Annotated in this window: 28 protein-coding genes; 10 read left to right on the plus strand and 18 right to left on the minus strand. The window is 66.9% G+C overall.

Annotated elements, in window-relative coordinates; all coding sequences use genetic code 11:
• Positions 1-108: 108 nt before the first annotated feature.
• A complete protein-coding gene (locus tag NOV74_RS07520; RefSeq protein WP_257310703.1) occupies positions 109-597 on the minus strand; it encodes a MarR family winged helix-turn-helix transcriptional regulator in 489 nt (162 codons plus the stop codon).
• A gap of 115 nt (positions 598-712) precedes the next feature.
• On the opposite strand from NOV74_RS07520, the gene NOV74_RS07525 reads away from it, so the two are divergent.
• The 4 genes from NOV74_RS07525 to NOV74_RS07540 all read left to right on the plus strand — a co-directional run bounded on the left by NOV74_RS07525 (position 713) and on the right by NOV74_RS07540 (position 4,865).
• Positions 713-1,306, plus strand: a complete 594-nt coding sequence (locus NOV74_RS07525) for a YceI family protein (RefSeq protein ID WP_257310705.1) — start codon at positions 713-715, stop codon at positions 1,304-1,306.
• Positions 1,307-1,399: 93 nt separating this feature from the next.
• Complete coding sequence (locus NOV74_RS07530; RefSeq protein WP_257310707.1) at positions 1,400-1,975, plus strand: NADH-quinone oxidoreductase subunit NuoE family protein; 576 nt, start codon at positions 1,400-1,402, stop codon at positions 1,973-1,975.
• A gap of 102 nt (positions 1,976-2,077) precedes the next feature.
• Positions 2,078-3,448: an NADH-quinone oxidoreductase subunit NuoF gene (gene nuoF / locus NOV74_RS07535; RefSeq protein ID WP_257310709.1), complete on the plus strand. Its 1,371-nt coding sequence runs from the start codon at positions 2,078-2,080 to the stop codon at positions 3,446-3,448.
• Positions 3,449-3,515: 67 nt separating this feature from the next.
• Positions 3,516-4,865, plus strand: a complete 1,350-nt coding sequence (locus NOV74_RS07540; protein ID WP_257310710.1) for a metallophosphoesterase — start codon at positions 3,516-3,518, stop codon at positions 4,863-4,865.
• Here the strand turns inward: NOV74_RS07540 and NOV74_RS07545 are convergent.
• The 4 genes from NOV74_RS07545 to argF all read right to left on the minus strand — a co-directional run bounded on the left by NOV74_RS07545 (position 4,849) and on the right by argF (position 8,489).
• Positions 4,849-6,327: an MFS transporter gene (locus NOV74_RS07545; protein ID WP_257310712.1), complete on the minus strand. Its 1,479-nt coding sequence runs from the start codon at positions 6,325-6,327 to the stop codon at positions 4,849-4,851. The two genes, NOV74_RS07540 and NOV74_RS07545, sit on opposite strands and share 17 nt — an antisense overlap.
• Positions 6,328-6,428: 101 nt before the next feature.
• Entirely contained in the window at positions 6,429-6,842 is a 414-nt protein-coding gene (locus tag NOV74_RS07550) for a nuclear transport factor 2 family protein (protein ID WP_257310713.1), read from the minus strand.
• 56 nt (positions 6,843-6,898) lie between these two features.
• Positions 6,899-7,396, minus strand: a complete 498-nt coding sequence (locus tag NOV74_RS07555; RefSeq protein ID WP_257310715.1) for a hypothetical protein — start codon at positions 7,394-7,396, stop codon at positions 6,899-6,901.
• Positions 7,397-7,496: 100 nt separating this feature from the next.
• A complete protein-coding gene (gene argF / locus NOV74_RS07560) occupies positions 7,497-8,489 on the minus strand; it encodes an ornithine carbamoyltransferase (RefSeq protein WP_257310717.1) in 993 nt (330 codons plus the stop codon).
• Positions 8,490-8,702: 213 nt separating this feature from the next.
• Between argF and NOV74_RS07565 the strand changes: the two genes are divergently transcribed.
• A complete protein-coding gene (locus NOV74_RS07565) occupies positions 8,703-9,131 on the plus strand; it encodes a CBS domain-containing protein (protein ID WP_257310719.1) in 429 nt (142 codons plus the stop codon).
• A gap of 31 nt (positions 9,132-9,162) precedes the next feature.
• Here the strand turns inward: NOV74_RS07565 and NOV74_RS07570 are convergent, their stop codons facing one another.
• The gene (locus tag NOV74_RS07570; protein WP_257310720.1) at positions 9,163-9,729 is read right to left on the minus strand and encodes a hypothetical protein; all 567 of its coding nucleotides are present in this window, start codon (positions 9,727-9,729) and stop codon (positions 9,163-9,165) included.
• Between the two features lie 95 nt (positions 9,730-9,824).
• Entirely contained in the window at positions 9,825-10,952 is a 1,128-nt protein-coding gene (locus NOV74_RS07575) for a Rossmann-fold NAD(P)-binding domain-containing protein (protein WP_257310722.1), read from the minus strand.
• Between the two features lie 92 nt (positions 10,953-11,044).
• On the opposite strand from NOV74_RS07575, the gene NOV74_RS07580 reads away from it, so the two are divergent.
• The 5 genes from NOV74_RS07580 to thrC all read left to right on the plus strand — a co-directional run bounded on the left by NOV74_RS07580 (position 11,045) and on the right by thrC (position 17,327).
• Positions 11,045-12,319 carry an NTP/NDP exchange transporter gene (locus NOV74_RS07580; RefSeq protein WP_257310724.1) on the plus strand — a complete coding sequence of 425 codons (1,275 nt, stop codon included), beginning with the start codon at positions 11,045-11,047 and terminating at the stop codon, positions 12,317-12,319.
• Between the two features lie 31 nt (positions 12,320-12,350).
• Entirely contained in the window at positions 12,351-12,497 is a 147-nt protein-coding gene (locus NOV74_RS07585; RefSeq protein ID WP_257310725.1) for a hypothetical protein, read from the plus strand.
• A 71-nt stretch (positions 12,498-12,568) separates the two neighbouring features.
• A complete protein-coding gene (gene thrA / locus NOV74_RS07590; RefSeq protein ID WP_257310726.1) occupies positions 12,569-15,052 on the plus strand; it encodes a bifunctional aspartate kinase/homoserine dehydrogenase I in 2,484 nt (827 codons plus the stop codon).
• Positions 15,049-16,062 carry a homoserine kinase gene (locus tag NOV74_RS07595; RefSeq protein WP_257310728.1) on the plus strand — a complete coding sequence of 338 codons (1,014 nt, stop codon included), beginning with the start codon at positions 15,049-15,051 and terminating at the stop codon, positions 16,060-16,062. The genes thrA and NOV74_RS07595 overlap by 4 nt, the downstream gene beginning before the upstream one ends.
• Positions 16,059-17,327 carry a threonine synthase gene (gene thrC / locus NOV74_RS07600; protein ID WP_257310730.1) on the plus strand — a complete coding sequence of 423 codons (1,269 nt, stop codon included), beginning with the start codon at positions 16,059-16,061 and terminating at the stop codon, positions 17,325-17,327. Before NOV74_RS07595 ends, thrC begins: the two co-directional genes overlap by 4 nt.
• An 18-nt stretch (positions 17,328-17,345) precedes the next feature.
• Here the strand turns inward: thrC and NOV74_RS07605 are convergent, their stop codons facing one another.
• The 11 genes from NOV74_RS07605 to NOV74_RS07655 all read right to left on the minus strand — a co-directional run bounded on the left by NOV74_RS07605 (position 17,346) and on the right by NOV74_RS07655 (position 24,962).
• Complete coding sequence (locus tag NOV74_RS07605) at positions 17,346-17,783, minus strand: c-type cytochrome (protein WP_257310732.1); 438 nt, start codon at positions 17,781-17,783, stop codon at positions 17,346-17,348.
• Positions 17,784-17,986: 203 nt separating this feature from the next.
• Positions 17,987-18,196: a hypothetical protein gene (locus tag NOV74_RS07610; RefSeq protein ID WP_257310734.1), complete on the minus strand. Its 210-nt coding sequence runs from the start codon at positions 18,194-18,196 to the stop codon at positions 17,987-17,989.
• Between the two features lie 33 nt (positions 18,197-18,229).
• Positions 18,230-18,469: a hypothetical protein gene (locus NOV74_RS07615; RefSeq protein ID WP_257310735.1), complete on the minus strand. Its 240-nt coding sequence runs from the start codon at positions 18,467-18,469 to the stop codon at positions 18,230-18,232.
• A complete protein-coding gene (locus NOV74_RS07620; RefSeq protein WP_257310737.1) occupies positions 18,459-19,115 on the minus strand; it encodes a glycerophosphodiester phosphodiesterase in 657 nt (218 codons plus the stop codon). Before NOV74_RS07620 ends, NOV74_RS07615 begins: the two co-directional genes overlap by 11 nt.
• An 11-nt stretch (positions 19,116-19,126) precedes the next feature.
• Positions 19,127-20,461, minus strand: a complete 1,335-nt coding sequence (locus NOV74_RS07625; protein ID WP_257310738.1) for an FAD-binding oxidoreductase — start codon at positions 20,459-20,461, stop codon at positions 19,127-19,129.
• A 33-nt stretch (positions 20,462-20,494) separates the two neighbouring features.
• Positions 20,495-21,199 carry a UMP kinase gene (gene pyrH, locus NOV74_RS07630; protein WP_257310739.1) on the minus strand — a complete coding sequence of 235 codons (705 nt, stop codon included), beginning with the start codon at positions 21,197-21,199 and terminating at the stop codon, positions 20,495-20,497.
• Positions 21,200-21,287: 88 nt separating this feature from the next.
• Positions 21,288-21,938 (minus strand): translation elongation factor Ts, encoded by a 651-nt coding sequence (gene tsf, locus NOV74_RS07635; protein ID WP_257306878.1) that lies wholly within the window; start codon positions 21,936-21,938, stop codon positions 21,288-21,290.
• A gap of 88 nt (positions 21,939-22,026) precedes the next feature.
• Positions 22,027-22,779, minus strand: coding sequence for a 30S ribosomal protein S2 (gene rpsB, locus NOV74_RS07640; protein ID WP_257310740.1), 753 nt, complete (start codon positions 22,777-22,779; stop codon positions 22,027-22,029).
• A 155-nt stretch (positions 22,780-22,934) separates the two neighbouring features.
• The gene (rpsI, locus tag NOV74_RS07645) at positions 22,935-23,327 is read right to left on the minus strand and encodes a 30S ribosomal protein S9 (protein WP_257310741.1); all 393 of its coding nucleotides are present in this window, start codon (positions 23,325-23,327) and stop codon (positions 22,935-22,937) included.
• 13 nt (positions 23,328-23,340) lie between these two features.
• The gene (rplM, locus tag NOV74_RS07650; protein ID WP_257310742.1) at positions 23,341-23,775 is read right to left on the minus strand and encodes a 50S ribosomal protein L13; all 435 of its coding nucleotides are present in this window, start codon (positions 23,773-23,775) and stop codon (positions 23,341-23,343) included.
• Positions 23,776-23,882: 107 nt separating this feature from the next.
• Positions 23,883-24,962, minus strand: a complete 1,080-nt coding sequence (locus NOV74_RS07655; protein WP_257310743.1) for a hypothetical protein — start codon at positions 24,960-24,962, stop codon at positions 23,883-23,885.
• Positions 24,963-25,150 lie beyond the last annotated feature (188 nt).

Below are 25,150 nucleotides of genomic sequence, written 5' to 3' on the forward strand. Positions count from 1 at the left end.
CGAGTCCCACGGTGCCGCAGGCACCGCCCGGAGGGCTAGGCGCCACGCGCCAAGTGAGGATCATTGCGGGTGAGCTCGACCGCTAAAGGGTTATCACCGCCAGCCTGGCTACTTCGCCAAGGCTTCCAACTGGGTCCGGTAGTCGTCCCGCAGGCGCTCAAGCATGGCCAGGAGCTGGGTACGCTCTTCCACGCTGAGACAACGGTCCACCTGCTGGCTGAGGGCCTGGTGGCGATCGTGCATCCGGGCTTCCAGGGCCAGGCCCTTGACCGTAATCTGGACCCGGCTGCCCCGCCGGTCGGCCGGGTTCTCGCAGCGCTTCACCAGGCCCCGGGCCTCCAGGCGGTTCACGAGGCGCGGCACGTCCGCGAACCGGTAGATCATCCGGCAGCGGATGTCCTTCACCAGGTAGCCGTCCTTGCCGCCCCCCTTGAGGATGCGCAACACATTGAACTGCTGGTCGGAAAGATCCTCCGGCTCGTAGAGGGCCTGGTCGAACAGACGAGCCACGTACTCCCGGGTCAAGAGGAGCGCCAGGGCCACCTCGTGGCCTGGCTCGAGGGGTTTGGTGATCTGAAGTTCTTCCTGGATGTGCATGGTCCTGCTCCTGCGCATCCAAGATTGACAGATTTCACTGGAAAAAGGTGTTGCAACTTCTTAAAACCGGCCTAGACTGATTTACATGGTGAAACACCTATTTCCTGGAGGTTCCATGCGACACCCCTTCCGCGTTCTGCTCGCCACCCTCGCCCTGGCGGCCGTGCCCGCCCTGGCTGGCCAGGACACCTACAAGATCGACCCCGTCCATAGCGAGGTGAGCTTCAAGGTCAGCCACCTGCTCGCCAAGGTGAGCGGCCGGTTCACGAAGTTCGAAGGCACCATCCAGGTGGACACCGCTGACATCAGCAAGTCCAGCGTGGCGGCCACCATCGACGCCGCCAGCCTGACCACGGACAACGAGGCCCGGGACAAGCACCTGAAGTCACCCGACTTCTTCGACGTGGCCAAGTTTCCCGTCATCACCTTCAAGAGCACGGGCGTGAAGGAAGTGGCCAAGGGCAAGTTGGAGATCACCGGCGACTTCACCCTGCACGGCGTGACCAAGCGCATCACCTTCCCCATCACCAACGCGGGGACCCAGCCCGGCATGACCCCCGGCAGCGTGGTGGCAGGCTTCATTGATGGCGCCCTGACGTTGAACCGCAACGAGTACGGCATCAAAACCTTCCCCGGCGTCGTCGGCGAGTCCGTGGCCGTCAGCCTGAATGCCGAGGCCGACAAGGTCGCGCCCGCCGCCAAGAAGTAACCGGATCATCCTGTTCGTGATGGGGGGCACCCGCTTTGGCCGGGTGCCCCCTCTGCGTTTCGGGCTAAACTGGCCGTTCATGCGAGCGCGCCCATGAATCATCCCCTGCCTCCCGACACCGTCAACGAGCCCATGGCCCCGGGCCTGCGGCTTCCGGAATCCGAGCGAAAGGAATTCAGCCCCGAGGCCCTGGCGGAAATCCAGGCCATCATGGCCAAATTTCCCGACAAGCTCGCGGCCACGCTGCCGGCTCTGCACATCGCCCAGCGCGAGTTCGGCTTCGTGAGCCTGGCGGCCATGAAGGCTGTGGCGAAGGCCATCGGCATTCCCGAGGGCCACGTCTTCGGTGTCGCCACGTTCTACACGATGTACCAGAAAGCCCCAGTCGGGAAATTCCATTTCTCGGTCTGCACCAATATCAGCTGCGCCCTCCGCGGCGCCGCCCAGCTGCTGGAGAAGGTCTGCGAGAAGACCGGCGTGAAGCCCGGCCAGGGTCCCAGTGCCGACGGCCTGTGGAGCGTGGAGGAGGTTGAGTGCCTCGCCGGCTGCGGCAGCGGTCCTTGTGTGCAGGTGAATCACAATGTCTACGACGAGTTCGTAGACGAGCAGAAGCTCATCGAAGTCATGGAAGCCTGCAAGCGGGGTGACTACCGCCCCTGGGCGAATTGATGCTGTCAGGGGGAACTGCCTGCTCGCGTCGCTCGCGATGTTCCCCCTGGCCCCCGCTACTCAGCCGGCAAAGCCGTCTTCGCAGCCAATCGAGGTAACCCAATGGCCGCCATCCGCACCAAGCCCGATCCCCAGATCTACACCTTCCCCGGTTTCGGCACGGACAAGTATCCAAACCTGATGCTCCGCGGCGCGGGCGATCTGGACAACTGGCACCTCAAGGTCTACGAGCAGAAGCACGAGGGCTACGTGGCCATGAAGGCCGCGCTGAAACTGGAACCCGTGGCCGTGGTCGAGGAGATGAAGGCTTCCGGCATCCGCGGTCGTGGCGGCGCGGGCTTTCCCTGCGGCCTGAAGTGGTCCTTCATGCCCAAGGACACCCCCGAGCGCAAGTTCACCCGCTACCTGGTCTGCAACGGCGACGAGGGCGAGCCCGGCACTTTCAAGGACCGCGCGATCCTCGAGTACAACCCGCATCAGCTCATCGAAGGCATGATCATCGGTGGCTGGGCCATGCAGTGCAAGCTGGGCTTCGTCTACATCCGCGGCGAGTTCCTCTGGCTCATCGAGAAGCTCGAAGCTGCCCTCCAGCAGGCCCGCGACGCCGGCTACCTCGGCAAGAACATCCTGGGCACCGGCTGGGACTACGACATCCTCGTCTACCGCGGCGCTGGCGCCTACATCTGCGGCGAGGAGACGGCCCTATTGAATTCGCTGGAAGGCCGCCGCGGCGAGCCCCGCGTGAAGCCGCCCTTCCCGGCGGCCAAGGGCGCCTTCGGCCAGCCCACCACCGTGAACAACGTGGAGACGCTCGCGGCTGTTCCCCCCATCCTCCGCATGGGCGGCGCCGAGTACGCCAAGCTGGGCACCCCCAAGAACACGGGCACCCGCATCTTCGGCGTCAGCGGCCACGTGAAGCGCCCCGGCCTCTTCGAGCTGCCCCTGGGCACGCCCATGGACTTCGTGGTGAACGAGCTGGCGGGTGGCTCCAGCACCGGCAAGAAGATCAAGGCGATCATCCCCGGCGGTGCCAGCGCACCGATGTTCGACGAGAAGGACTTCGACTGCCCGCTGGACTTCGACACCGTGAAGGCCCGCGGCTCCATGGCCGGCTCCGGCGGCCTCATCTGCATGGACGAGGACACCTGCATGGTGCAGGCCACGCTGCGCCTCATCCGCTTCTACGCCCACGAGAGCTGCGGCCAGTGCACGCCCTGCCGCGAAGGCTGCAACTGGATGGAGATGGTCCTCTACCGCATCGAGCACGGCGAGGGCCGCATGGAGGACCTGGATCTGCTGGCCAGCCTCACACCGCGTATCGGCCTGCGGACCCTCTGCCCCCTGGGCGACGCGGCCTGCGGCCCCATGGACTCGGCGTTGCAGAAGTTCCGTCACGAGTTCGAGCATCACATCACCCACAAGACCTGCTATGCCACAGGATCGCGGCTGCTTTCGGGAGTTGGGGCGCACTAGCCTTCGTTGTTTCCTCGCATCAAAACGGGCGCCAGCGGCGCCCGTTTTGATGCTGGAATAATGCCACATGCGAATCATGCTGCTGCTCCTCCTCACGGTGTTCCTGCAGGCTCAGGACGCCTTCCTGGTGAAGCCCTACCTCCAGCTGGGCGACGCGCCACGGCCTGCCGCTAAGGAGCGCCTCGACCTGCTATGGCACGCCGAGGATCGGGACGTGGCCTGGACGGTGGAAGTGAAGGGCACCCGCGGCTGGATCGTCCAGGCCACGCCCACGTTCCACCGTCTGGACGCGCCACCCCTGCCGGCGCACCGGATCTATCGCACGACCTTGCGCGACCTCACGCCCGGTGCCCGCATCCCCTATCGCGTGAAGCTGAAGGGAGCGGTGGTGTTCGAGGCCAGTGCTCAAGCGCGCAAGCCGGGCGCCCATCGAATGATCGTGTTTGGTGATGCGGGGGACGGTTCCAAGGAACAGGCCGCCATCGCCAAGGCCATGGCGGCCCAGCAACCCGATGCGGTCTTCCTCACCGGGGATCTGGTCTATGGCCGGGGGCGCGCCTCGGAATACCGCGCGCACTTCTTCCCCGTCTACAACAGCGAGGCGATGCCGCTGATGCGGTCCGTGCCCTTCCTGGGCGTGCCGGGCAACCATGACGTGCCCTGGGATCTCCAGCGCTGGCCCGATACGCTGGCCTACTTCGCCTACTGGTCCCTGCCGCTGAACGGGCCGGCCCTGAAGCCGGGAGAATCAAACGCCGCCCCGGCCGTGGCCGGGGTACACGAGGCCATGGTGGCGGCTTCGGGCCCGGCCTTCCCCCGTATGGCCAGCTACAGCTTCAACTACGGCAAGGCCCACTGGACGGTGCTGGATTCCAACGTCTACACGGACTGGGGAAGCCCCGCGCTGAAAGCCTGGCTGGAAGCCGACTTGAAAGCCGCCAAGGGCGCCGCCTGGCGCATCGTGGCGCTGCATCATCCCTTGTTCCAGAGTTCGCGCAGCCACATGGAGGACCAGTGGATGCGCCCCATCAGCCCGATCCTCGAACAGTACGGCGTGAACCTGGTGCTGGCGGGTCACGTCCACAACTACCAGCGCACCGCGCCGATCCGCTTCAAGCCCACCAAGGTCGGTCCCCGCGGCAAGCCGGTTGCTGGCGCCTTCACTGTGGACGAGGCCTTCGACGGCAAGGCCGCCACGCGCGCCAAGGGCATCATTTACATCGTGACGGGCGCCGGTGGCGCCGAGCTCTACGACCCCTGGCAGACCGACGCCCAGGCCAGCTGGCAGCCCTGGACGCGCGCCTTTGTGTCCGACAAGCACTCCTACACGGTGCTGGATGTCGAAGCCAAGAAGCTGAAGCTGCGCCAACTCGACGCCGAGGGGCGGGAGCTGGATGCCATCACGATGACGAAGTGACCTCCGCCGGATCCTGGCGGGGCCCCCGGGCCAGAGAGGCCCAGGCACCCAGGAGGGCCAATCCGGCGCCGGTGGCCATGGCAGTGGCGTAGCCCTGGGCGAAAGCCGCCGAGGCCTCCGGGGAGCCTCCCACCCGCAGCAGCAGGCGCCAGCTTCCCGGGCCGAGGTGGCTGGCCGCGATGCCGCCGAGGATGGCCACGCTGAGCGCCTGTCCCGTCACGCGCATGGTGCCCAGGAAGGCGCTCGCGATGCTGAGCTGGGACCGGTCCACGCTGCCCATGATGGCGCTGGTGTTGGGGGCACTGAAGGCAGCCATGCCGATGCCCACGATGGCCAGGGCTGTCGCGATGGGAAGGATGTTCGAGTCCCGGCTCGTGAGGCTGAGCAGGGCCATGCCCAATGCCACTAGAAGCATGCCGGAGGTGCTCAAAACGCGGGAGCCGAGCCGGTCGCTGAGGTGGCCGGCCAGAGGGCTCAGGCAGGCCTGCATGAGCGGTTGGCTGAGCATGATCCAGCCGGTGAACCGGGCCGACCTACCTTGGACGAGCTGCAGCTGGGCCGCGGTGAGGATGGCGATGGCGTAGAGCGCCATGTAGTTGAGCAGGGTGGCGAGGTTGGCGGCCGCGAAAAGCCGGTTCCGACGCAGGAGGTTCAGGTCCACCAGGGGAATGGACGCCCGAGTCTCGTGGGCCAGGAAAGCTCCAAAGGCGAGGACGAAGAGACCCAGCAGCAGCCGGACGCGAAGAGACTCCCAGCCCCATTCGGAGGCGAAGGTCAGGGGCACCAGCAGGCTCGCCAGCAGGAGGGCCAGCAAGGCGGCCCCAGGCAGATCCAGGCTCGTCCAGGGCGCCGGTGAAGCGGGCATGGCGGCTTCTCGCCGGCCTGGCAGGATGCGCCAGCCCCAGAGGAAGACGCCCAGGCCGATGGGCAGATTCACCAGGAAGATCCAGGGCCAGCCGAAGTGGTCGACCAGGAAACCCCCCAAGGGTGGTCCCACGCTGAGGCCCAGATAGACGGCCATGACATTGATCCCCAGGGCCCGGCCCCGTTCGTGGGTCGAGAACACCGACGTGACGATGGCGGCGGAGGTGGCGAATAGCAAGGCCCCACCCACGCCCTGGACGATCCGGCTGAGGATCAGCGTGGTCCCGTTCCAACTGAGTGCTGCCCCCAGTGAAGCCACGGTGAAGATGGCGGTGCCCGTCAGGTAGAAGTGGACCCGGCCGCGCTGATCCGCCAGGCGGCCGATGGGGATCAGGAGCGTGGCGATGCTCAGCAGGTAGGCGGCCTGCACCCAGAGGGAGGTCGCGAAGCTCAAGCTCAGCAGGGGCCCCATCTTCGGCAGCGCCACCGCCACGATGGAACCGTCCAGGGGGGTCATGAAGGCGCCCACGCTGGTCAGTGCCAGCAGGGCCCAGCGGCGGCTCTCCAGGGTGCTCTCCTGCCCTGCGGATGAACCCATGGATGTCCTCCATGCTGCGCCCTGGACCGGTAGGGTTTTCATACTCGAAGGGAGCGGGCGTCACCAACGTGGATCCCCGCCGCCCAGGCGGAGGCAAGCGCTTAGCGCTGGCCAGACGCGAGTGAGTAGGCGCGGATCTTGTGGTTCTTCATCTCGAAGATCCAGGTGTCGGACCAGATGACGTCGGTTTCGACTTTGACGGCGGCGTGGATGGTGCCCTGGACGACCTGCACGGAAGCGACTTCGACGCGGAGGTTCGGGTATTTCCGGAAGGTGGACTGGAAGAAGTCCCGGATCTTCGGCTTGGGCAGAGACCCACCCGAGCCGCGGAAGATGGCATCCTCGTCCAGGTACCGCATCATTCCGTCCAGGTCCCGGCGGCCGTAGGCGGTGAGGAAGGCAACGACAACCTTGGCGTTCGCATCGCTGGGCACGGGCACGGAGACCGGTGACCGCTGACAGGCGGCCAGGAACGCGATCACGAGGAGAGCGGTGAGCCGGGCTGCGAGCTTCATGGGGCGCTCCGCATGAAACCGGGCCCATGAGCCCGGAGGCTCATGGGCTCAGGTTCCTACCGCCCGAAGCTGATCGAGTAGGTCAGCGGCTTGGGCAGCTTGGGACTCTTCACGGTGGCGGTCATGGTGAGGGACTTGCCGTCGGGGCTCATGTGGAAGACGTTGGTGCGCTCGCCTTCATCGTTCTTGAAGGTCTGGATCATCTGATCGTGGCCCACCTGGGCGGCCACCATGAACTTGTCGCCGTCCTCGCGCGTCCAGGGGGCGGCTTTGCCGCCGGGCGGCATGTGGATGGGCGCCCGTTCGTCGAACTTCACGACCACTTCCTTGTCGGAGACCGCGATCATCACCTTCCTGTAGGCGGGGTTCACCTTGGTGAGCCGCCCCCGGGCGATGGGCCGCTTGATGAAGTTCATGTCCGCTACGGTGTTGTTGATGGCAGCGGCAATGTCATCGGCCCTGGTCTGGGTCCAGGTACCGGAAAGGGAAGGCTGCTGGGCCGCCAGGGAAAGGGCTGCGAAGACGGGAACGACAAACAGCCGGGCCATGCGCATGGTGCCTCCGTTGGGGTTGGTGGTCCCAACCTTAGCACTTGAACAGGAGAATTGGCCCCAAACGGGGCCAATTCTCCTGGGAGGAAGGACCAACCGGCCGCTACCCGATGGTCGCCACCATCACCGCCTTGATGGTGTGCATGCGGTTCTCGGCTTCATCGAAGACGACGCTGTGCCTGGAGCGGAAGACCTCGTCGGTGACTTCGCGGATGTCGTGGCCCAGGGCCTTCTGGTCCTTGGCGAGCTTGGTCTCGAAGTCGTGGAAGGCGGGCAGGCAGTGGAGGAACTTCACATCGGGGTTGCCGGTCTTCTGGATCATCTCCATGGTGACCTTGAAGGGCGTGAGCAGCTTCACGCGCTCGGGGATCTGGTCCTCCTCGCCCATGCTGGCCCAGACATCCGTGTAGAGCACATCCGCACCCTTCACGGCGGCGTCCACGTCATCGGTGACGTCGATGGTGGCGCCGGTCAGCTTGGCGGCCTCCCGGGCGGCGGCCAGCACCTTAGGGTCAGGCGAGAGCGCCTTGGGGCCCAGGGCGACCATGTGCATGCCGGTCTTGGCGGCGCCGTACATCAGGGCGTAGCTCATGTTGTTGCGGATGTCGCCGCAGAAGACGAGCTTCACTTTGTTCAGGGGCTTGGCGACGTGCTCCTCAATGGTGAGGAAGTCCGCCAGGATCTGGGTGGGGTGGTCCGTGTCGGTCAGGCCATTCCACACGGGCACGCCGCTATGCTTCGCCAGGGCCTCCACAACTTCCTGCTTGTAGCCGCGGTACTCGATGCCGTCGTAGAAGCGACCCAGCACCTTGGCGCTGTCCTCGATGGATTCCTTCTTGCCCACCTGGGAACTGGCGGAATCCAGGAAGGTCACGTGGGCGCCTTCTTCGAGCGCCCCGACCTCGAAGGCGCAGCGGGTGCGGGTGCTGGTCTTCTCGAAGAGCAGGACGATGTTCTTGCCCTTGAGCAAGTAGTTGAACACGCCCATGCGTTTCTTGGCCTTCAGGTCCCGCGACAGGTCCAGCAGGTAGCGGACCTCTTCCGGCGAGAAGTCCATCAGGGTGAGAAAGCTGCGTCCCTTGAGATTGACGGCCATGGGGTCCTCCAATGCGTAGGCAGGGCCCAGAGTAGCGCTGAGGCCTCGACCCAGCGCTTTGAAAAGACTTCACTGGGTCGGGGTTTGACATAGTGTCAGCCCCCTATTTCACGGCCCGACCTCGTATTCAACTCCCCACAGATCAGGTCTTGGACGTATATTCAGGGCCACGCAGCTCATCATCACCATCCGACCGCCGCACGGGAGGCACACATGCGACCACTTGCCCAGTTGATCCAAGGCAAACAGCCCCTGGTGTCGGTGGGGCCCGACGACACTGTGCTCACGGCCTTGTCCCTGCTGGCGCAGCACGATATCGGAGCCTTGCTGGTGCTGGAGTCCGGCCGGTTGGTGGGGATCTTCTCGGAGCGGGATTACGCCCGCAAGATCATCCTCAAGGGCAAGTCCTCCAAGGACACCCTCGTGCGGGAGATCATGAGCGACCGGGTGAGCTGCGTGACCCTGGACGAGACCGTGGAGGAATGCATGGCCCTCATGACGGGGCGGCGCATCCGCCATCTGCCCGTGCTCGGGGAAAACAACGAGGTGCTGGGCATCATTTCCATCGGCGACCTGGTGAAGGAAACCATCTCCGACCAGAAGTTCACCATTGAGCAGCTGGTGCACTACATCCAGAACTGAATCGAGCGATCCAGAGCCGAATCGGCAGGCCCTAGCCTCTGGCTTTTTCCTGGACTTTGCTGTGCCGGTAGGAGCCGAGCAGGAGATTGGGGCCGCGCTCGGCAATCCCATCTTCCAGGGGTTCGGCCCCGTAATAGAACTGGTGCTGCATGTACACCAGGGAGTGCCCGGCGAGTTCCGGGATGCTGCGGAGCACGGCGAAGGCCAGATGGATCAGCGCATCGGTGGTCTGGAACTGGGTCATGGAGACCCGGTCCAGCAGCAGGTGATCCTCGTACCGATTCATGGGACGGGAATAGAAGATGGTCTTCCCGTTGAAGGATATGTCGGACCCATCCGTGGCGATGATGTGGGTCTTCGCCTTGTCGGTGACTTCGAACTTGAAGGCGGCGCCTTTCTTGAAGGCGGTCATCAGGCTCTGAAATTTCGGATGACTCAAGTAGATGGCCCCGTAGTTGACCTTCTTGACGGCGGGTTTCATCTCTTTCGCGGTGGGGCCGTACATCATGCGGTTGTAACGCATGGCTTCCAGACGCTGCTCCGGCGTCTGCTTCTTCGCCTTTTCCTTCTTGGGAGCTTTCTCAGGCTTGGCGGTCATGGGGCCCCTTCTCACGCGTCATTGCTGAATGCATTGTCGCATAGAGCCCCCTTGCGCGGCGGTGGCGCGGCTTCCGGAACGAAGGGTGCGGCTGGTCAGCCCTTGGCCCTGGCGGCCTCGCGCCAGGCGGCGATGAGCTTGGCTTCCTGTTCGGCGCTGGGGCCGGCGAGCTTGGTGCGGCCCTTCTCCGCCTTCTCCTGAAGCTTGTACCAGGCGAGGGTGTCCTTCACGGTGTCCAGGGCCGGGCGGAAACGCAGGCCGGCCTTCACGGCTCGGTCGTTGCGCCAGGTGTGGAAACCCTTGGTCTCGCCCGCATAGGGGGCCCAGATGGGGAATTCGATGTCCTTCTGCTGGGCCAGGTAGTCGGCGGGTATCCAGACCGGCTTGGCGTTGGGATTTCCGGCCTTCTGGAAGGCTGCCACGAGGCTGCCCCAAGCCAGGCGCGTGTCGGGGCCGCAGGCGTTGAAGGTGCCCACCGTGCCCCGCTCGACCAGGTGCACCAGCCAGGCCGCCAGGTCGCGCACATCGATGATCTCCACCGGATCCGTGGCCGCACCGGGTACGGCGATCTCGCCACCCTTGTCGAAGCGCACGGGCCAGTAGGTGAAGCGGCCCGAGGGATCGTCGGGACCCACGATGTAGCCGGGACGGATCACCGCCGTGCGGCCCGGCATGGCCTTCTGGGCGGCCTGCTCGCAGAGGGCCTTCAAGCCCCCGTAGTTGGCGTAGTCCTTCCCCATATCCTCCACGGCGGGATCGGCAAGCGTGGCCAGGGGCGCGTCCTCGGTGCCGTTCTCGGGGTTGGGTTCCTTGTAGGCGCTGATGCTGGAAATGATGAGGTACTGCTTCACGCGCGGGGCCAGGAGGCCCGCCGAGGCTGCCACCATGCGCGGGTAGTAGGCGCTGTTGTCGATGACGGCGTCCCAGGTGCCCGTCTCCAGGGCCTTCAGGCCCTCGCCCTTCTTCGGATCGCGGTCGCCGTGCAGCTTCTCCACGCCAGGGAAGAGGTCGGGGCGCGTCTTGCCGCGGTTGAACATGGTGATCTGGTGCCCACGGGCCTGGGCGAACTCGATGGTGGCGGGTCCCAGGAACCCCGTGCCGCCCAGAATGAGGATGCGCTTGGGTGCAGGCTTGGTCGGCACGGTCGACAGGTTGCAGCCCGTGGCGGCCAAAGCCGAGGCGGTGGCGGACCACTGGAGGAACTCGCGGCGGGAGACGGTCATGAAAACCTCCGACAGGAAGGATGAACTTAATACATCGTGAATCGATATATACTCCCTCCATTCGCATCCGCAACATCTTTCCCGGACCACTCATGACGCCCGCCCGCCTGCTCCGCCGTCTGGTCCTCCTCGAGGAGGGCGAGGCCCCGGCGCTGCTCTGGTCGGCGCTGTACTTCTTCCTGCTGCTCTTCGGCTTCTACCTGCTGCGGCCCGTGCGGGAGGCCATCGGCATCGCCCGAGGCGCGGACAAGCTGCCCTGGCTGATGACGGGCACCCTGGTGGCCATGGCGCTGGCGAATCCGGCCTTCGCCGCCCTGGTGTCGCGGCTCCCGCGCCGGCGCTTCATCCCCTGGGCCTACCGTTTCTTTGCGCTCAACATGCTGGCCTTCTTCCTCGCCTTCCGGCTGCTGCCCGGCCACGGCGGCGCGGGCCTGGGCTATGCCTTCTACATCTGGCTCAGCGTCTTCAACCTCTTCGTGGTGTCCGTGTTCTGGGGCCTGATGTCGGACGTGTGGTCCGGGGCCCAGGGTAGGCGGCTCTTCGGCTTCATCGCCACCGGCGGCACCCTGGGTGCCATCGCGGGCGCGGCGCTCACCGGGGCCCTCACGAAGGGCTTTGGCCTGGGTGGCCTCCACTTGAAGGTGGATCCACTCTCCCTCCTGCTGCTGTCGATGGTGACGCTGGAACTGGCCGTGCAGTGCGTCAAGCGCCTGGCGACAATCTTCGCGCTGGGCGACGTGGCCCACGGCGCACGGGAACCCGGCCCGGGCCTGCTGGAGGGTCTGCGCCTCATCACCACCTCCCGCTACCTCCAGCTCATCTGCGCCTACATGCTGCTCTTCACCATCACCAGCACTTTCCTCTATCTGCAGCAGGGCGCCATCGTGGCGCGGGCCTTCAGTGGCACGGCAGCACGGACGGCGGCCTTCGCCCGCATCGACCTCTGGGTGAACGTGCTGACCCTGGCCACCCAGGTGTTCCTCACGGGGCGGATCATCACCAGGCTGGGCATCCCCTTCGTGCTTTCCATCCTGCCGGTGCTGAGCCTGGCGGGGTTCGGCGCCCTGTGGGCCTGGCCCACATTTGGGGTGATGGCACTGTTCCAGGTGCTGCGCCGCGGCTTGCACTACGCCGTGGACCGGCCCGCCCGGGAGATCCTCTACATCCCCCTCGGGCCCGAGGAACGCTACAAGTCGAAGCCCTTCATCGACACCTTCGTCTACCGCGGGGGGGACCTGCTGGGGGTCTGGGCCCCCACGGCCCTGATGGCCCTGGCCATCCCCGTGGGCTTGGCGGCGGTGGGCTGTTCGGGTCTCTGGTTGGGCAGCAGCCTCGCGCTGGGCCGTCGCGTGAAGCAAATCGGTTGACTTTCCGCCCTCATCCCGGATGATGTCGGACATGGTTCGTCTGTCTGAACAGCTCCTGAGTGCCTCGCGGGTCTCCGCGATGGGCGCTGCGCGCCTGGGCGCGACGGGTACCGGGCTGTCCTGCCAGATGATGACCACCAACGGTACCATTACGCACCCGGACCACCGCGGCGCCTGACCTGACCCTTCCTTCAGATTCGGCCCCGCGCACCCCGCGGGGCTTTCTGTATTGAGCCATACGGAGTCCCCATGCAGCCCACCCCCATCCGCGTCATGAAATTTGGCGGGACCAGTGTCGCTGGCGCCGCGCGACTCCGCACCGTGGCGGACCTGGTGGTCGCCGCCCGGACCACCCACCGCGTCTGCGTCGTGGCCTCGGCCATGGCCGGGGTGACGAACCTGCTGGTGAACGAGGGTCGCGTGCCCGATCCGGCCGCCGCGGATCAGCTCATGGACAGGTTTCGGGCCGTCCATGCCGAGGTGGTGGAGGCGCTGGCGGAGGAGTTGGGCGCCGGCCTGGGGGCGCTCCGCGCTGAGCTGGACGGATTGGAGAGTCTTGGCCGCCGCCTGCTCCACGGCATGGCTCTGCTGGAGGAAGGGCCGCCCTCGGTGTTGGCCCAGGTGGCGAGCCTGGGCGAGCGGGCCTCCTGCGCCATCCTGGTGGCCCTGCTGGCGGCCCGGGGCCTGCAGCCCTGCTACCTGGACCCCGTCGAGCACGTCCGCGTGGAGGGCGACCCGCTCCAGGCCCGGCCCTGCCTGGCCGAGACGGAAGCCCGCTTCGCCGCGGTGAAGGCCGGCAGCGGCGACCTCTGGGTGTTGCCGGGGTTCTTCGGCGGCGATGCCCAGGGGCGCATCCTGTCCCTGGGGCGCGGCGGCTCCGACCACAGCGCGGCCCTGGCGGCCGCGGCCCTGGGCGCGGAGCTGCTGGAGATCTGGACCGACGTGGTCGGCCTCTACAGCGCCGATCCCCGCCTGGTGCCCGAGGCCTTCCCCCTGCCGGAAGCCAGCTTCGAGGAGGCCATGGAGCTCTCCTTCTTCGGCGCGAAGGTCCTCCACCCGAAGACCATCCCACCTGTGCGCGAGCGCGGCATCCCCGTGCGGGTGTGCAGCAGCTTCGACCCCGCCCACCCCGGCACGGTGATCCGCGAGGCGGTGCCACCACCCCCCAGTGGCGTGCGGGGCATCTCCTTCCTGCGGGGCCTCTCCGTGGTCAACCTCACGGGGCCGGGCATGCTGGGGGTGCCGGGCATCGCGGGCCGGGTGTTTGGCGCCCTGGCGCGCAAGGGCATCTCGGTGGTGCTCATCACCCAGAGCTCGTCGGAGCTGTCCATCTGCTTCGCCGTGCGCCAGGCAGATGGGCCCGGCGCCGTGGCGGCCATCCAGGAGGCCTTCCCCGCGGAGCTGGCGGCGGGCTTCCTGGATCCCCTGGATCTGCGCGAGGGGCTCTCCGTGCTCAGCATTGTGGGCGACGGCATGCGCACCCGGCCCGGCGTGGCGGGCACTTTCTTCGACGCCCTGGCGGAGGTGGGCTGCAACGTGGTGGCCATTGCGCAGGGCGCCAGCGAGCGGATCATCTCCGCTGTGGTGGACGAGGCCGAGGGCGCCCGGGCCCTGCCGCACATCCACCGCCGCTTCTTCCAGACCCAGGTGGTGGTGGACGTGCACCTCCTGGGCGCGGGCAACGTGGGGAGCAGCCTGCTGGGCCAGATCCAGCGGCAGCAGGCCAAGCTGGCCCAGCAGGGCCTCGACCTGCGGGTGACCACCATTGCCACCAGCCGCCGCATGCGGCTGGACGCCAAGGGCTTGGACCTGGACCACTGGCGGGAGGACCTGGCGCAAGGTGAGCCCACGGACGTGGACCGCCTGATGGCCGTCGTCCGCAACGGCCCGCCGGCCTTGTCCGTGCTGGTGGACTGCACCACCAGCGGCGACCTGGCCGCCCGTTACCCGGAGCTCTTCGACGCGGGCTTCCACGTGGTCACGGCCAACAAGAAGGCCAACAGCGCCTCCCAGGCCTTCTACCGCGAGCTGCGGCAGCGCTCCTCCCGCCGGGGCCTGCGTTTCCTGTACGAAGCCAACGTGGGCGCGGGCCTGCCCATCATCGACACCGTGAAGAACCTGGTGCTCACCGGCGACCGGGTGCTGCGCGCCGAGGGTATCCTCTCGGGCTCCATGTCGTACATCCTGGGCCTTCTGGGGGATGGGGTGCCGCTATCCGAGGCCGTGCGCTCCGCCAAGGAGAGCGGCTTCACCGAGCCGGATCCCCGAGACGACCTCAGCGGCATGGACGTGGCCCGCAAGCTCCTCATCCTGGCCCGGGAGCTGGGCATGGAGCTGGAGCTGGCGGACGTCCAGGTGGAGGGCCTGCTGCCGGAGTCCTTCGACGCCAGCGGCGATATCCCCACCTTCATGGCCCGCTTGCCGGAGCTGGACGCGCCGTTCCGGGAGCGTCTGGCAGCCCTGAAGTCCGAGGGGAAGACCTTGCGTTACGTGGGCAGCCTTTCGGACAGTGGCTGTCGCGTCGGCCTACTGCCGGTGGACGGGGAGCATCCCTTCATGCCCATCAAGGGTGGCGAGAACGCCTTGGCCTTGCTCACGGAGCGCTACCAGCCCCATCCCATGGTCATCCGCGGCTACGGCGCGGGAGCGGAGGTGACGGCCGCGGGCGTGCTGGCGGATGTGCTGCGCCTGGTGCCACCAGGCGCCCGGCCCTCGCGGCGGAGGGCTTCGTGACCTCCTCTGACTTTTCCCTGGCGGGCGTGACGGCCTACGCCCCCGCCAGCATCGGCAACTTCGCCGCGGGGTTCGACCTGTTGGGCGCGGCCCTCGCCCCCCTGGACGGCAGCCTGCTGGGCGACCTCGTGCATGCCGCGCTGGCGCCGGAGGCCTCCTTCCAGCTGGAGGGGCCGTTCGCCAAGGCCCTGGCGGACGACACCCGTCCCAACCTGGTGCTGCGGGTCGCAGACCTCTTTCAGGAGGCGCTGCAGGCGAAGGGTCGGCCGGTCGGCCCCTTTGCTCTCCGTCTGGAGAAGCGGCTTCCCGTGGCCAGCGGCCTCGGTTCCAGCGCCAGTTCCATCGTGGCCACCCTGGCGGCCCTCCAGGTCCTCTGCGGGGATCCCCTCTCCGTCCCTGAACTGCTCGAGCTGGCGGGACGGGCCGAAGGCAGCACCAGCGGCGGCATCCACCTGGACAACGTCGCGCCTTCCCTGTTGGGCGGCCTGCAGCTCACGGTCCCGGGTCGCGATGGGAAGCCCGCCGCCCGCCGCTTGCCCTGGCCCACGGACCTGCTGCTCGTGGTGGCGCATCCCGACTACCAGCTGGCCACGGCGCGAAGCCGAGCTGCCTTGCCGGAGCGACCGGCCTGGACCGAGACGGTGGAATTCGCGGGCAACCTCGCGGGCTTGGTGCACGCCCTGCACACCGACGACCGGGCCCTGCTGGCGCGCTGCCTGCGCGATCCGCTGGTGGAGGCTCATCGCGCGCCGCTGGTACCGGGCTTCCGGGCGGCGCAGGCTGGGGCCCTCGCCGCCGGGGCGCTGGGCTGCACCTTGTCGGGCTCCGGGCCCTCCGTGTTCGCGGTAGCCGGGGATGAGGCGGACGCTGGCGCCGTGGCCGCGGCCCTCCAGGAGGGCTTTGCCCAGGCGGATCTGCCCAGCCGCGCCTGGATCTGCGCCCTGGATCTGGAAGGCGCCCGAACCCTGTCGCCCGTGCCCCGCCATCCTCTGTTCGAGGCCCACCCATGAAGCTCGCCAGCACCCGGAATCCCTCCACCCAGGCCACCTTCCTGGAGGCCGCCCGCATGGGTCTGGCCCCGGACGGTGGCCTCTTCGCCCCTGTGGCGATCCCCCCGTTCAGCGATATGGCAGATCTGCTGAGACTCACCTTCCTGCCCCGCTCCGTAGAGATCCTGCATCGCATCCTGGGCGACGAGCTGCCCCGACTGGTGGTTGAGGATCTGGCCCGCTCTGCGTTCACCTTCCCGGCGCCCCTGGTGCCGGTACGGCCCGGGATCTCCGCGCTGGAGCTGTTCCACGGGCCCACGCTAGCCTTCAAGGACTTCGGCGCCCGCTTCCTCGCCCGCGTGCTGGCCCTCGATGCAGGCGCCAAGCCCCGCACCGTGCTCACGGCCACCTCCGGTGATACCGGCGCCGCGGTGGCCAATGCCTTTCTGGGCCTGCCGGGTGTGCGCGTGGTGGTGCTCTATCCCTCGGGCCGCGTATCGCCACTGCAGGAGCGCCAGTTCGCCACCTGCGGCGGCAACGTGCTGGCCCTGGCGGTGGATGGCGTGTTCGACGACTGCCAGCGCCTGGTGAAGGGGGCCTTCGAGGACCCTGAGCTCGTCGGCAGTCTGGGCCTCACTTCCGCCAACAGCATCAACATCGCCCGCCTCCTGGCGCAGCTGCTGTACTACTTCGAGGCTGCAGCCCAGGCCGAGCGCGGCGCACCCCTGACGGTGGCCGTGCCCAGCGGCAACTTTGGCAACCTCTACGCGGGCCTGCTGGCCCAGGCCATGGGCGCGCCCATCGGCGCCTTCGTGGTGGCCACGAACGCCAACCGCGTGGTGCCGGACTACCTCGATACCGGGGTGTACCGCCCCCGGCCCTCGGTGGCCACGCTCTCCAACGCCATGGACGTGGGCTCGCCCAGCAACTGGGAGCGCATCCACGCGCTGTTCCGCGGCGATCATGACGCCATGGCCGCGGCCCTGCGCTGGGGTGTCCGCAGCGACGCGGAGACACGGCAGACGGTCCTCGACCTGGACCGCGAAGGCTACCTGGCCGATCCCCACGGGGCCGTGGCCTGCGGCGTGCTTCAGGCCCAGCTGCGCGAGGGTGAGCAGGGCATCTTCCTCGCCACGGCTCATCCCGCCAAGTTCCGCGAGTCCCTGGAACCCACCCTGGGCAGGGAGATTCCGCTGCCCAGGGCCCTCAGCGACTTGCTGGAGAAACCGCTGCTGAACGAGCCGCTTCCTGCGGAGCAGGCGGCGCTGAAGCGCAGGCTGAGCTGACGCCTGTTCCGCGTCAGGTCACTTGGCCTGGAGGCTCTCGATGTACTTGGTCAGGTTGGCCACGCGCATGCGAACAACGGGCTCCTGGCTGCTGTTCAGGCTGCGGAAGACGGGCCCCCACACGGGCATGTCCTGGAGGCTGTGGGTCTCGGCCCTGGCCTCGCCGCGGATGACCTGAGAGACCTGATCCTTGGGGAAGGTCCCCTTGTTGCGTTTGGCCAGGCTGGTCAGATCAGGCACCGCGTGCTTCAGGCTGCCCTTCGCGGGCCCGTCGCCCAGGCCTTTGGAACCATGGCAGGTGGCGCAGTAGGACTGGTACATCTCGGACCCCGAGGCGGGTGACGTGTAGCGGGCCGGGGCCATCTGGATCGCAGGGGGTTTGGCGGCCGGGCTTTGCGCCATGGCGGGCAGGGCGAGCGCGGTGGCGAAGAGGAGCGAGGCAACGCGGGAGGACATGGGCTTCTCCTGGAGAATGGGTGAAACAACAACGCTTCCGCCCCCTCGGGGTCGGCAAGGGTTCAGCTGAAGCCACCTTCGGGCCCAGCACAGGAGTGAAGATAGACCTGGGAGAAGATCAAACAAGACTTCGAGATCGTGTTTGATCCAAAACGCCGCGGTACTCCGGGTCAGATTCACAAAGCGTCAAAATGGGTGAGGCTTCACCAGAGGGCGTAGGGGACTTCGCGGTGCCACTGCCCGCCGGGAAGGTTGTGGCGGGTGATCTCGTTGGAGGCCAAATCGAACGTGTAGGCCTGCCGGAAGGGACTGAAGCGACTGACGCAGTAGAGGCGAAGGTAGCGGGCCCGGTTCGGTGCCGTCTCGCGCAGCAGGATCCAGGACCCGTCGAAGCAGGCCGCGTGAATCAGCACCTGCTCTCCCAGAGCCGGGTCCTGATCCACCAGTCAATACTGTGGATCGTCGCGGATGGCCTGAAGCACCTGATCGTAGGGCCTGGTGGCCTTCAAGGCCTCGTGGTCCTGGCAGGCTAGCTTGACCTGGCCGCCTCCGGCCTCAGTGTCCGCCAAGGTGGAGAACCAGAGGTTCCCGAGCCAGCCGAAGAACCAGAGATCTGCCAGACTGCGCCAAAGCGGGCCCAGGCCGCCGCCCGAATCCACCACGCTGAAGCTGGTTTCAGAGACCATCGGCGATGAGCACCGCGGGCACGAAGGGCAGATCCTTCGCCTCGGCGGGGGTCTTCATGCCCCAGATGGCCAGACGATCGGCGTAGGGCAGCCAGAGGCGGGGGGTGACTTTCACGGCCTTGAGGGGCGGGTGGAGCCAGAGGGGCTCGGGCAGGTCGGCCAGTTCCTCGGCGCTCAGCTCCATGGCCTCGTCCAGCTCCCACAGGAAACCGCAGCGGGCGGTTTCGCAGGCGGCCCAGAGCTGGAGCACCTCACTGTGCTCGAAGCTGCTGAACAGCACGCGATCGAGGGCCTCGGCGGCTTCCACCGTGGCCAGGGCCTGCTGCCAGCCGGGTTCGCTCTTCAGTTCGACGTTGATGAGCTTCGCGGGCAGTTCCAGCACGTCCGCCAGGCGGGGCAGGGGCTCACCGTTCTTCAGGAGCGGCAGCTCTGCGGCCTTCAGCTTGCGCAGGATGCCCGACCCGTTCGCGGTGCGGGCCAGATCCTCATCGTGCAGCACGGCGCACACGCCGTCGCGGGTGGGCTGCACGTCCAGCTCGAAGCCGTCCATGCCTGCCGCCAGAGCCGCACGGAAGGCCTCCATGCTGTTTTCCAGGTGCTTCGCGGACAGGCCGCGGTGGCCGAGGATGAGGGACTGCTTGGGCATGAGAACCCCCTTCAGATGACTTTGCCAGGGTTGAAGATACCGCTGGGGTCCAGGGCCTGCTTGAGCGCCCGCAGAACCTGGATTTGCCCGGGGTCGGACAGCGTGAGGAACGCCTCCCGCTTCGCGAGGCCGATGCCGTGCTCGCCGCTGAGGGTACCGCCCAGGCTGAGGGCGAGCCGGAAGAGGTCCAGGAGCTGCCGTTCGAGCACCGCGGGCTCGGCGTCGCCGGCGCCCAGCAGGTTCACATGCAGGTTGCCATCACCCAGGTGGCCGTAAGTCACGCTGGGAATGGCCAGGCGCTCCAGCCCCGCGAAGAACTCCCGCAGGCGGCTGCGGGGCACCACGATGTCCTCGCTCACCTTCTTTGGGTGGCGTTCCTTGAGGAAGGCGCTGGTCATGCGACGCACGGCCCAGATCCCGGCCCGCTGGCGTGCGTCCGAGGCAATCTCCAGGTGCTCGGCCATGGGTCCCAGCACGTCCGTGAGGCCTTCGAGGAAGGGTGCGGAGGTGCAGCCGCGATCATCGAATTCGAGGATGGCCAGCGCCTCGCCCGGCAGGCGCCGCGCCTCCTCGGGGCCATGGGCGCGCAGCTCCGCCAGCACGGCGGGATCGAAGAACTCGAAGGCACTGGGCAGGTAGCCCGCGCCGCAGAGGCGGCCCGGTAGATCCAGAAGATCCTCCCAGCGCTTCACGGGCAGCAGCAGGGTGGCGTATTCCTGGGGCAGGGTCGTGAGCCGCAGCGTGGCGCCCACGATGAAGCCGAAGAGGCCTTCGCTGCCAATGAGCAGCTGGCCCAGGGCTGGGCCCGCGTTGGCTTTCACGCTGGAGATTCCAAAGGTATGCACCTCGCCGTCGTCCAGCAGGGCATCCACGGACAGCACCCAGTTCCGCGTCATGCCGTACTTGCAGGCGTTGGGTCCCCCGGCGTTGGTGGCCAGGGTGCCGCCCAGGGCGCAGCTCTCCCAGGAGTTGGGATCGGGCGGGTAGAAGAGGCCGGCAGCGGCGGCCGTGGTTTTCACCTCGCGCAGCGGGGCGCTGACGGGGGCGCTGAGGCAGAGATCCTGGGGTGAGAGGCGAAGTTCGCCGGGCCAGGCGGAGAAGTCCACCACGACGGCACGCCCCCCCACAGGCACGCAGCCGCCCGCCTTGCCCGTGCCCGCGCCCCGGGGAACCAGGCCAAAGCCCTCAACCTTGGCGAGGCGCACCAGCCCCTTCAGGGCCGCGGGGCCTCGGGGCAGCACCACGGCGAGGGGGAGCGTCCCCTGAACGTGGGATTCATCGCGGCGATAAGGCTCCAATGCCTCCGGGTCCGTGAGGACCGTGGCATCGGGAAGGTTCGGGAACAAGGCCATGCCCCAGTGTGACGGATGGCTGTCTGGTTAGGAAACCAGCGTCCCCACGGGCTCGCCCTTCACGGCGGCCACCAGGTTGCCGGGCTTGTTCATGTCGAACACCAGGATGGGCAGCCTGTTTTCCATGCACAAAGCGATGGCGGAGGCGTCCATGACCCGCAGGCCCTTTTCCAGCACATCCTGGAAGCAGATGCGGTCGAAGCGGGTGGCGGTGGGATCCGTCTTGGGGTCGGCGGTGTAGATGCCGTCCACGTTGGTGGCCTTCATCACCACTTCGGCGCAGATCTCATTGCCGCGCAGGGCGGCGGCGGTGTCGGTGCTGAAGTAGGGGTTGCCCGTGCCGGCGCCGAAGATCACCACGCGGCCCTTCTCCAGGTGGCGGGTGGCCCGGCGGCGGATGTAGCTCTCGGCCACCTTGGGCATCTCTAGGCCCGAGAGGGTGCGGGTGTCCACGCCCTTGTGCTCCAGGGCGTCCTGCAGGGCCAGGGCGTTGATCATGGTCGCCAGCATGCCCATGTGATCGGCGGTGGTGCGGTCCATGCCCTTGGTGGCGCCTGCCACGCCGCGGAAGATGTTCCCGCCACCGATGACCAGCCCCACTTCCACGCCCAGTTCCCGGATGGCCTTCACCTGATCGGCGATCATGTTGACCACCGCCGGGTCGATGCCGTACTTCTGGTCGCCCATGAGGGCTTCGCCGGAGAGTTTCAGAAGGATGCGCTTGAACTTCATGGAGGCTCCAGGCCGGATTCGGGACAGGTGGGGTCCTACCTACAAAAAGGGCGGCCCAGGGGCCGCCCTTTTTGTAGCAGACAAATGACTACTTGGCGGCGGCGACTTCGGCGGCGAAGTTTTCGCTGCGCTTCTCGAGGCCCTCGCCCATGACGTACTTGGTGAAGCGGCGGATGCTGAGCTTCTCGCCGATCTCGGCGGTCTTCTGGGACAGGTACTGCTGGATGGTGAGGTCGGGGTTCATGATGAAAGGCTGTTCGAGGAGGCAGACCTCTTTGAAGATGCTGTTCATCTTGCCTTCGACGATGCGCTCGACGATGTTCTGGGGCTTGCCGGTGGCCAGGGCCTGCTCCATGGCGATGCGCTTCTCGGTCTCCAGGAAATCCTGGGTGACCTCTTCCTTGGTGACGAAGCGGGGCGCGGGATCGGCCGCCGCGATGTGCATCGCGATCTCCTTCACCAGGCGCTGGAAGGCTTCGTTGCGAGCCACGAAATCAGTCTCGGAGTTCACTTCGACCAGCACGCCCACGCGGCCGCCGGGGTGGATGTAGGCTTCCACGATGCCTTCGGCGGCAATGCGGTCGGCCTTCTTCGCGGAGGCGGCCATGCCCTTCTTGCGGAGCCACTCGATGGACTGCTCCATGTCGCCGTTGTTCTCTTCCAGGGCCTTCTTGCAGTCCATCATGCCGAGGCCGGTCTTCTCACGCAGCGTCTTCACGTCATTGGCGGTGAATGCCATAGGTTATCTCCTGGATCGTGGGGGCTTCAGACCATCAGCCATCAGCGGGCGGACCCTCTGATGGCTGACGAAGGTAGTGGGGGAGGGTCTAGCCCTCGACTTCCATCTTTTCGGCCATCATCTTCTTCATGTCCTCGGTGTCGCCCTTGTCGCGGAAGGACTGGCGGCCCTCGAGGATGGAGTCGGCCACGCGCTCGGAGAAGAGCAGGATGGAGCGGATGGCGTCGTCATTGGCGGGGATCACGTAGTCCACCATGTCGGGATCGCAGTTGGTGTCCACGATGCCCACCACCTTGATGCCGATCTTCTTGGCCTCGGTCACGGCGATGTCTTCGCGATGTGGATCGATGACGAAGATGATGTCGGGCAGCGAGCGCATGTCGCGGATGCCGTGAAAGGAGGCCTCCAGCTTCAGGCGGGTGCGGTTCAGGGTGAGCAGTTCCTTCTTGGAGAGCAGGGCCGTGCGGGCGGGATCGGCCAAGGTGGCCTCGATCTCGCGGAACTTCTCCAGGCTCTTCTTGATGGTGGTGAAGTTGGTCAGCATGCCGCCCAGCCAGCGGTTGTTGACGTAGAAGGCGCCGCAACGGGCGGCCTGCTCGGCGATGAGCTCCTGGGCCTGGGGCTTGGTGGCCACGAAGAGGAAGTTCTTCCCCTCGCCGGCGGCCTTGGTCAGGAAGTTCGCAGCGGTGTTCCAGAGGCGCAGGGTCTTCTGGAGGTCGATGATGTAGATGCTGTTGCGGGCCCCGAAGATGTACTTCTTCATCTTGGGATTCCAACGCTTGGTCTGGTGTCCGAAATGGGCACCGGCCTCGAGAAGTTCCTTCATCTGGATGGCAGCCATGCTGGCCTCCCTGGTCAAGCGGCGCATACGAGTGAAGGAGCGCCGCGGGTGGGATGAAAGGCTTGGGGATGGTTCCCTTCGCCCGAATCGTCCGCAACTGGATACGGACCGGAAAAGCGAGAGGGGGACCCGAAGATCCCCCTCCCAGAGAACGACTAGCGCTTGCTGAACTGGAAGCGACGACGGGCGGCCTTGCGACCGGGCTTCTTGCGTTCCTTCATGCGGGGGTCGCGGGTCAGGAGACCGGCGCCGCGCAGCAGGGACTTCAGCTGCTCGTTGTAGCCCAGCAGGGCGCGGGAAATGCCCATGCGGATGGCCGAGGCCTGGCCGGCAGGGCCGCCGCCGGTGACGCTGATGATCATGTCGAACTTGCCATTGAGATCGGCCAGCACCAGGGGCTGGTGGACCATCATGCGGAGCACGGCGTTCGGGAAGTAGCTCTCGAGGCTGCGGCCGTTGACGGTGATCTTGCCGGTGCCGGGACGGAGGAAGGCGCGAGCGGCCGCACTCTTGCGGCGACCGGTTCCGTAGTTCTGGGAAATGGCCATGGGTTCCTCGCCTCTACTTCTGGATGGTCAGGATCTGGGGCTGCTGGGCGGACTGCTCGTGGTCGGGGCCGGCATAGACCTTGAGCTTGCGATACATCGCCCGGCCGAGGGGGCCCTTGGGCAGCATGCCCTTGACCGCGCTCTCGATGATGCGCTCGGGGAAGGTCACCTTCAGCACCTCGGCGCGGACTTCCTTCATGGAGCCGGGCTGGGTGGTGGTGCGGCGGTACATCTTCTGCACGCCCTTCTTGCCGGTCAGCACCGCCTTCTCGGCGTTGATGACGATGACGTGGTCGCCGGTGTCGAGGAAGGGGGTCCAGGTCGGCTTGTTCTTGCCGGAGAGGACATCCGCCACCGCGGTGCTCAGGCGGCCCACGGGGATACCGGTGGCATCCACCAGGAACCACTGGCGCTTCAGATCATTGGCTTTCGGGAAGTACGTGCTCATGGCCTGCTCCGGGATCGGGATCGGGCTGCGGGAACACCACCCTACGGGCAGCGAGTCCACAGAAGGGAAAGCTTATCGTTGAGAGGCCGGGGGGTCAAGCCGGGATTTCAGCCTTGAGCCTCCGTCAACCGCCACAACTCCTGGGTGACGCGCGAGGCACCCAGGCCATCCACCAACGCCATGCCGTCGCGGACCTGCTCCTGCCGGTTGTCCTGGCCCTCGGGGCCCAGCCACTGGCCCAGGGCCTCCCGCACGATGGCCAGGTCGGCCTCGGGGCCCACGCCCAGGTCGAAACAGCCGTTGGCCAGAGCCAAGTCCGCCAGAATGGTGTGCTGCCGCTCGTTCTGGGCCCAGACCGTGGCGGGGACGCCCATGCAGAGCGATTCGGCGAGCGTGACGCCGGCGGAACACCAGATGGCGTCGTACTCCGGGATGCGGCGGGTGAGGCCGGGGAGGCTCTTGACCACGGTACAACCAGGGAAGGAGTCGCCCTGGATGCCATTGGGGGCCAACAGCGTACAGGCACCGCGCCAACGGTCTTCCGCGGCCAGGCGTGCGAGGCTGTCAAAGGCCTTCTGAGCCAGGTTGGGGCCGTCGCTGCCACCGAAGGTGATCAACAGCTTGTGGACGGCCAGGGGCTGGAGGGGCACCCGTTTGGGGCGCAGCTCCAGGGCGGCCTTGTCCACCACGATGAAGTTGGAGCCGCGCACCACGCGGCAGGCGCCGGACTTGGTTTCGTAGGGGCGCACCTTGCGACCCTCCACCACTTTCACGGGATGGTCCAGCCAGCGCACGCCCTCCAGAAAGGGCTGGAACAGCAGGTCCGCCGTTTCGTGGGCCTCCGTGTCGTCCTCCATCACGGCCACCTTCAGGGGACGGAGGGCCCGGAGGAAGTCGGTGCTGGTGTCCCACTGGTCCACGAGCACGGCGGCGGCACGGGCCTTCAGCTCCGGCGGCAGTGGTGCATGAATGGCCGCGCCCAGGTAGACCGCCTCGCAAGGCATGGGCTGGTCGAGGAAGGGATGGGTGCCGCTTCCCACACGACGTGCCCGGTCGTCGCCGGAGACCGCTACGCACGCTCGGCCGCCAAGGGTGCGCCAGGATTCCTGCAGGGCCAGGGCCCGGGCCACATGCCCCAGCCCGAGGCGCAGATCGGCGTGAACGCGGAGGATCAGCAGGGGGGACATGATCCGGAGAGTCTAGGAGCCTGTCCGGGTAATTGGAATACCCAGGGCCTGTTTTCAAATTGGGTGTGAGCCGCGACGTCGGCCAGCCGCGTCCATGGCAGATGTCGGTTTGTCTCGCGTATCGCCGCAGGCGATACCGAGAAGGCGGGGGCCGAAGGGCGATGCGGGACATCGTTCGAGGCCGCCAA

Origin of the sequence: Geothrix fuzhouensis (genome assembly GCF_024609325.1) — a bacterium.
Lineage (GTDB): Bacteria > Acidobacteriota > Holophagae > Holophagales > Holophagaceae > Geothrix > Geothrix fuzhouensis.

Bases quoted from the DNA above. Each gene is read 5' to 3' on its own strand.
- NOV74_RS07520 (WP_257310703.1), bottom strand. From the start codon at position 597: ATGCACATCCAGGAAGAACTTCAGATCACCAAACCCCTCGAGCCAGGC.
- NOV74_RS07525 (WP_257310705.1), top strand. From the start codon at position 713: ATGCGACACCCCTTCCGCGTTCTGCTCGCCACCCTCGCCCTGGCGGCC.
- NOV74_RS07530 (WP_257310707.1), top strand. From the start codon at position 1,400: ATGAATCATCCCCTGCCTCCCGACACCGTCAACGAGCCCATGGCCCCG.
- nuoF (WP_257310709.1), top strand. From the start codon at position 2,078: ATGGCCGCCATCCGCACCAAGCCCGATCCCCAGATCTACACCTTCCCC.
- NOV74_RS07540 (WP_257310710.1), top strand. From the start codon at position 3,516: ATGCGAATCATGCTGCTGCTCCTCCTCACGGTGTTCCTGCAGGCTCAG.
- NOV74_RS07545 (WP_257310712.1), bottom strand. From the start codon at position 6,327: ATGGGTTCATCCGCAGGGCAGGAGAGCACCCTGGAGAGCCGCCGCTGG.
- NOV74_RS07550 (WP_257310713.1), bottom strand. From the start codon at position 6,842: ATGAAGCTCGCAGCCCGGCTCACCGCTCTCCTCGTGATCGCGTTCCTG.
- NOV74_RS07555 (WP_257310715.1), bottom strand. From the start codon at position 7,396: ATGCGCATGGCCCGGCTGTTTGTCGTTCCCGTCTTCGCAGCCCTTTCC.
- argF (WP_257310717.1), bottom strand. From the start codon at position 8,489: ATGGCCGTCAATCTCAAGGGACGCAGCTTTCTCACCCTGATGGACTTC.
- NOV74_RS07565 (WP_257310719.1), top strand. From the start codon at position 8,703: ATGCGACCACTTGCCCAGTTGATCCAAGGCAAACAGCCCCTGGTGTCG.
- NOV74_RS07570 (WP_257310720.1), bottom strand. From the start codon at position 9,729: ATGACCGCCAAGCCTGAGAAAGCTCCCAAGAAGGAAAAGGCGAAGAAG.
- NOV74_RS07575 (WP_257310722.1), bottom strand. From the start codon at position 10,952: ATGACCGTCTCCCGCCGCGAGTTCCTCCAGTGGTCCGCCACCGCCTCG.
- NOV74_RS07580 (WP_257310724.1), top strand. From the start codon at position 11,045: ATGACGCCCGCCCGCCTGCTCCGCCGTCTGGTCCTCCTCGAGGAGGGC.
- NOV74_RS07585 (WP_257310725.1), top strand. From the start codon at position 12,351: ATGGTTCGTCTGTCTGAACAGCTCCTGAGTGCCTCGCGGGTCTCCGCG.
- thrA (WP_257310726.1), top strand. From the start codon at position 12,569: ATGCAGCCCACCCCCATCCGCGTCATGAAATTTGGCGGGACCAGTGTC.
- thrC (WP_257310730.1), top strand. From the start codon at position 16,059: ATGAAGCTCGCCAGCACCCGGAATCCCTCCACCCAGGCCACCTTCCTG.
- NOV74_RS07605 (WP_257310732.1), bottom strand. From the start codon at position 17,783: ATGTCCTCCCGCGTTGCCTCGCTCCTCTTCGCCACCGCGCTCGCCCTG.
- NOV74_RS07615 (WP_257310735.1), bottom strand. From the start codon at position 18,469: ATGGTCTCTGAAACCAGCTTCAGCGTGGTGGATTCGGGCGGCGGCCTG.
- NOV74_RS07620 (WP_257310737.1), bottom strand. From the start codon at position 19,115: ATGCCCAAGCAGTCCCTCATCCTCGGCCACCGCGGCCTGTCCGCGAAG.
- pyrH (WP_257310739.1), bottom strand. From the start codon at position 21,199: ATGAAGTTCAAGCGCATCCTTCTGAAACTCTCCGGCGAAGCCCTCATG.
- tsf (WP_257306878.1), bottom strand. From the start codon at position 21,938: ATGGCATTCACCGCCAATGACGTGAAGACGCTGCGTGAGAAGACCGGC.
- rpsB (WP_257310740.1), bottom strand. From the start codon at position 22,779: ATGGCTGCCATCCAGATGAAGGAACTTCTCGAGGCCGGTGCCCATTTC.
- rpsI (WP_257310741.1), bottom strand. From the start codon at position 23,327: ATGGCCATTTCCCAGAACTACGGAACCGGTCGCCGCAAGAGTGCGGCC.
- rplM (WP_257310742.1), bottom strand. From the start codon at position 23,775: ATGAGCACGTACTTCCCGAAAGCCAATGATCTGAAGCGCCAGTGGTTC.
- NOV74_RS07655 (WP_257310743.1), bottom strand. From the start codon at position 24,962: ATGTCCCCCCTGCTGATCCTCCGCGTTCACGCCGATCTGCGCCTCGGG.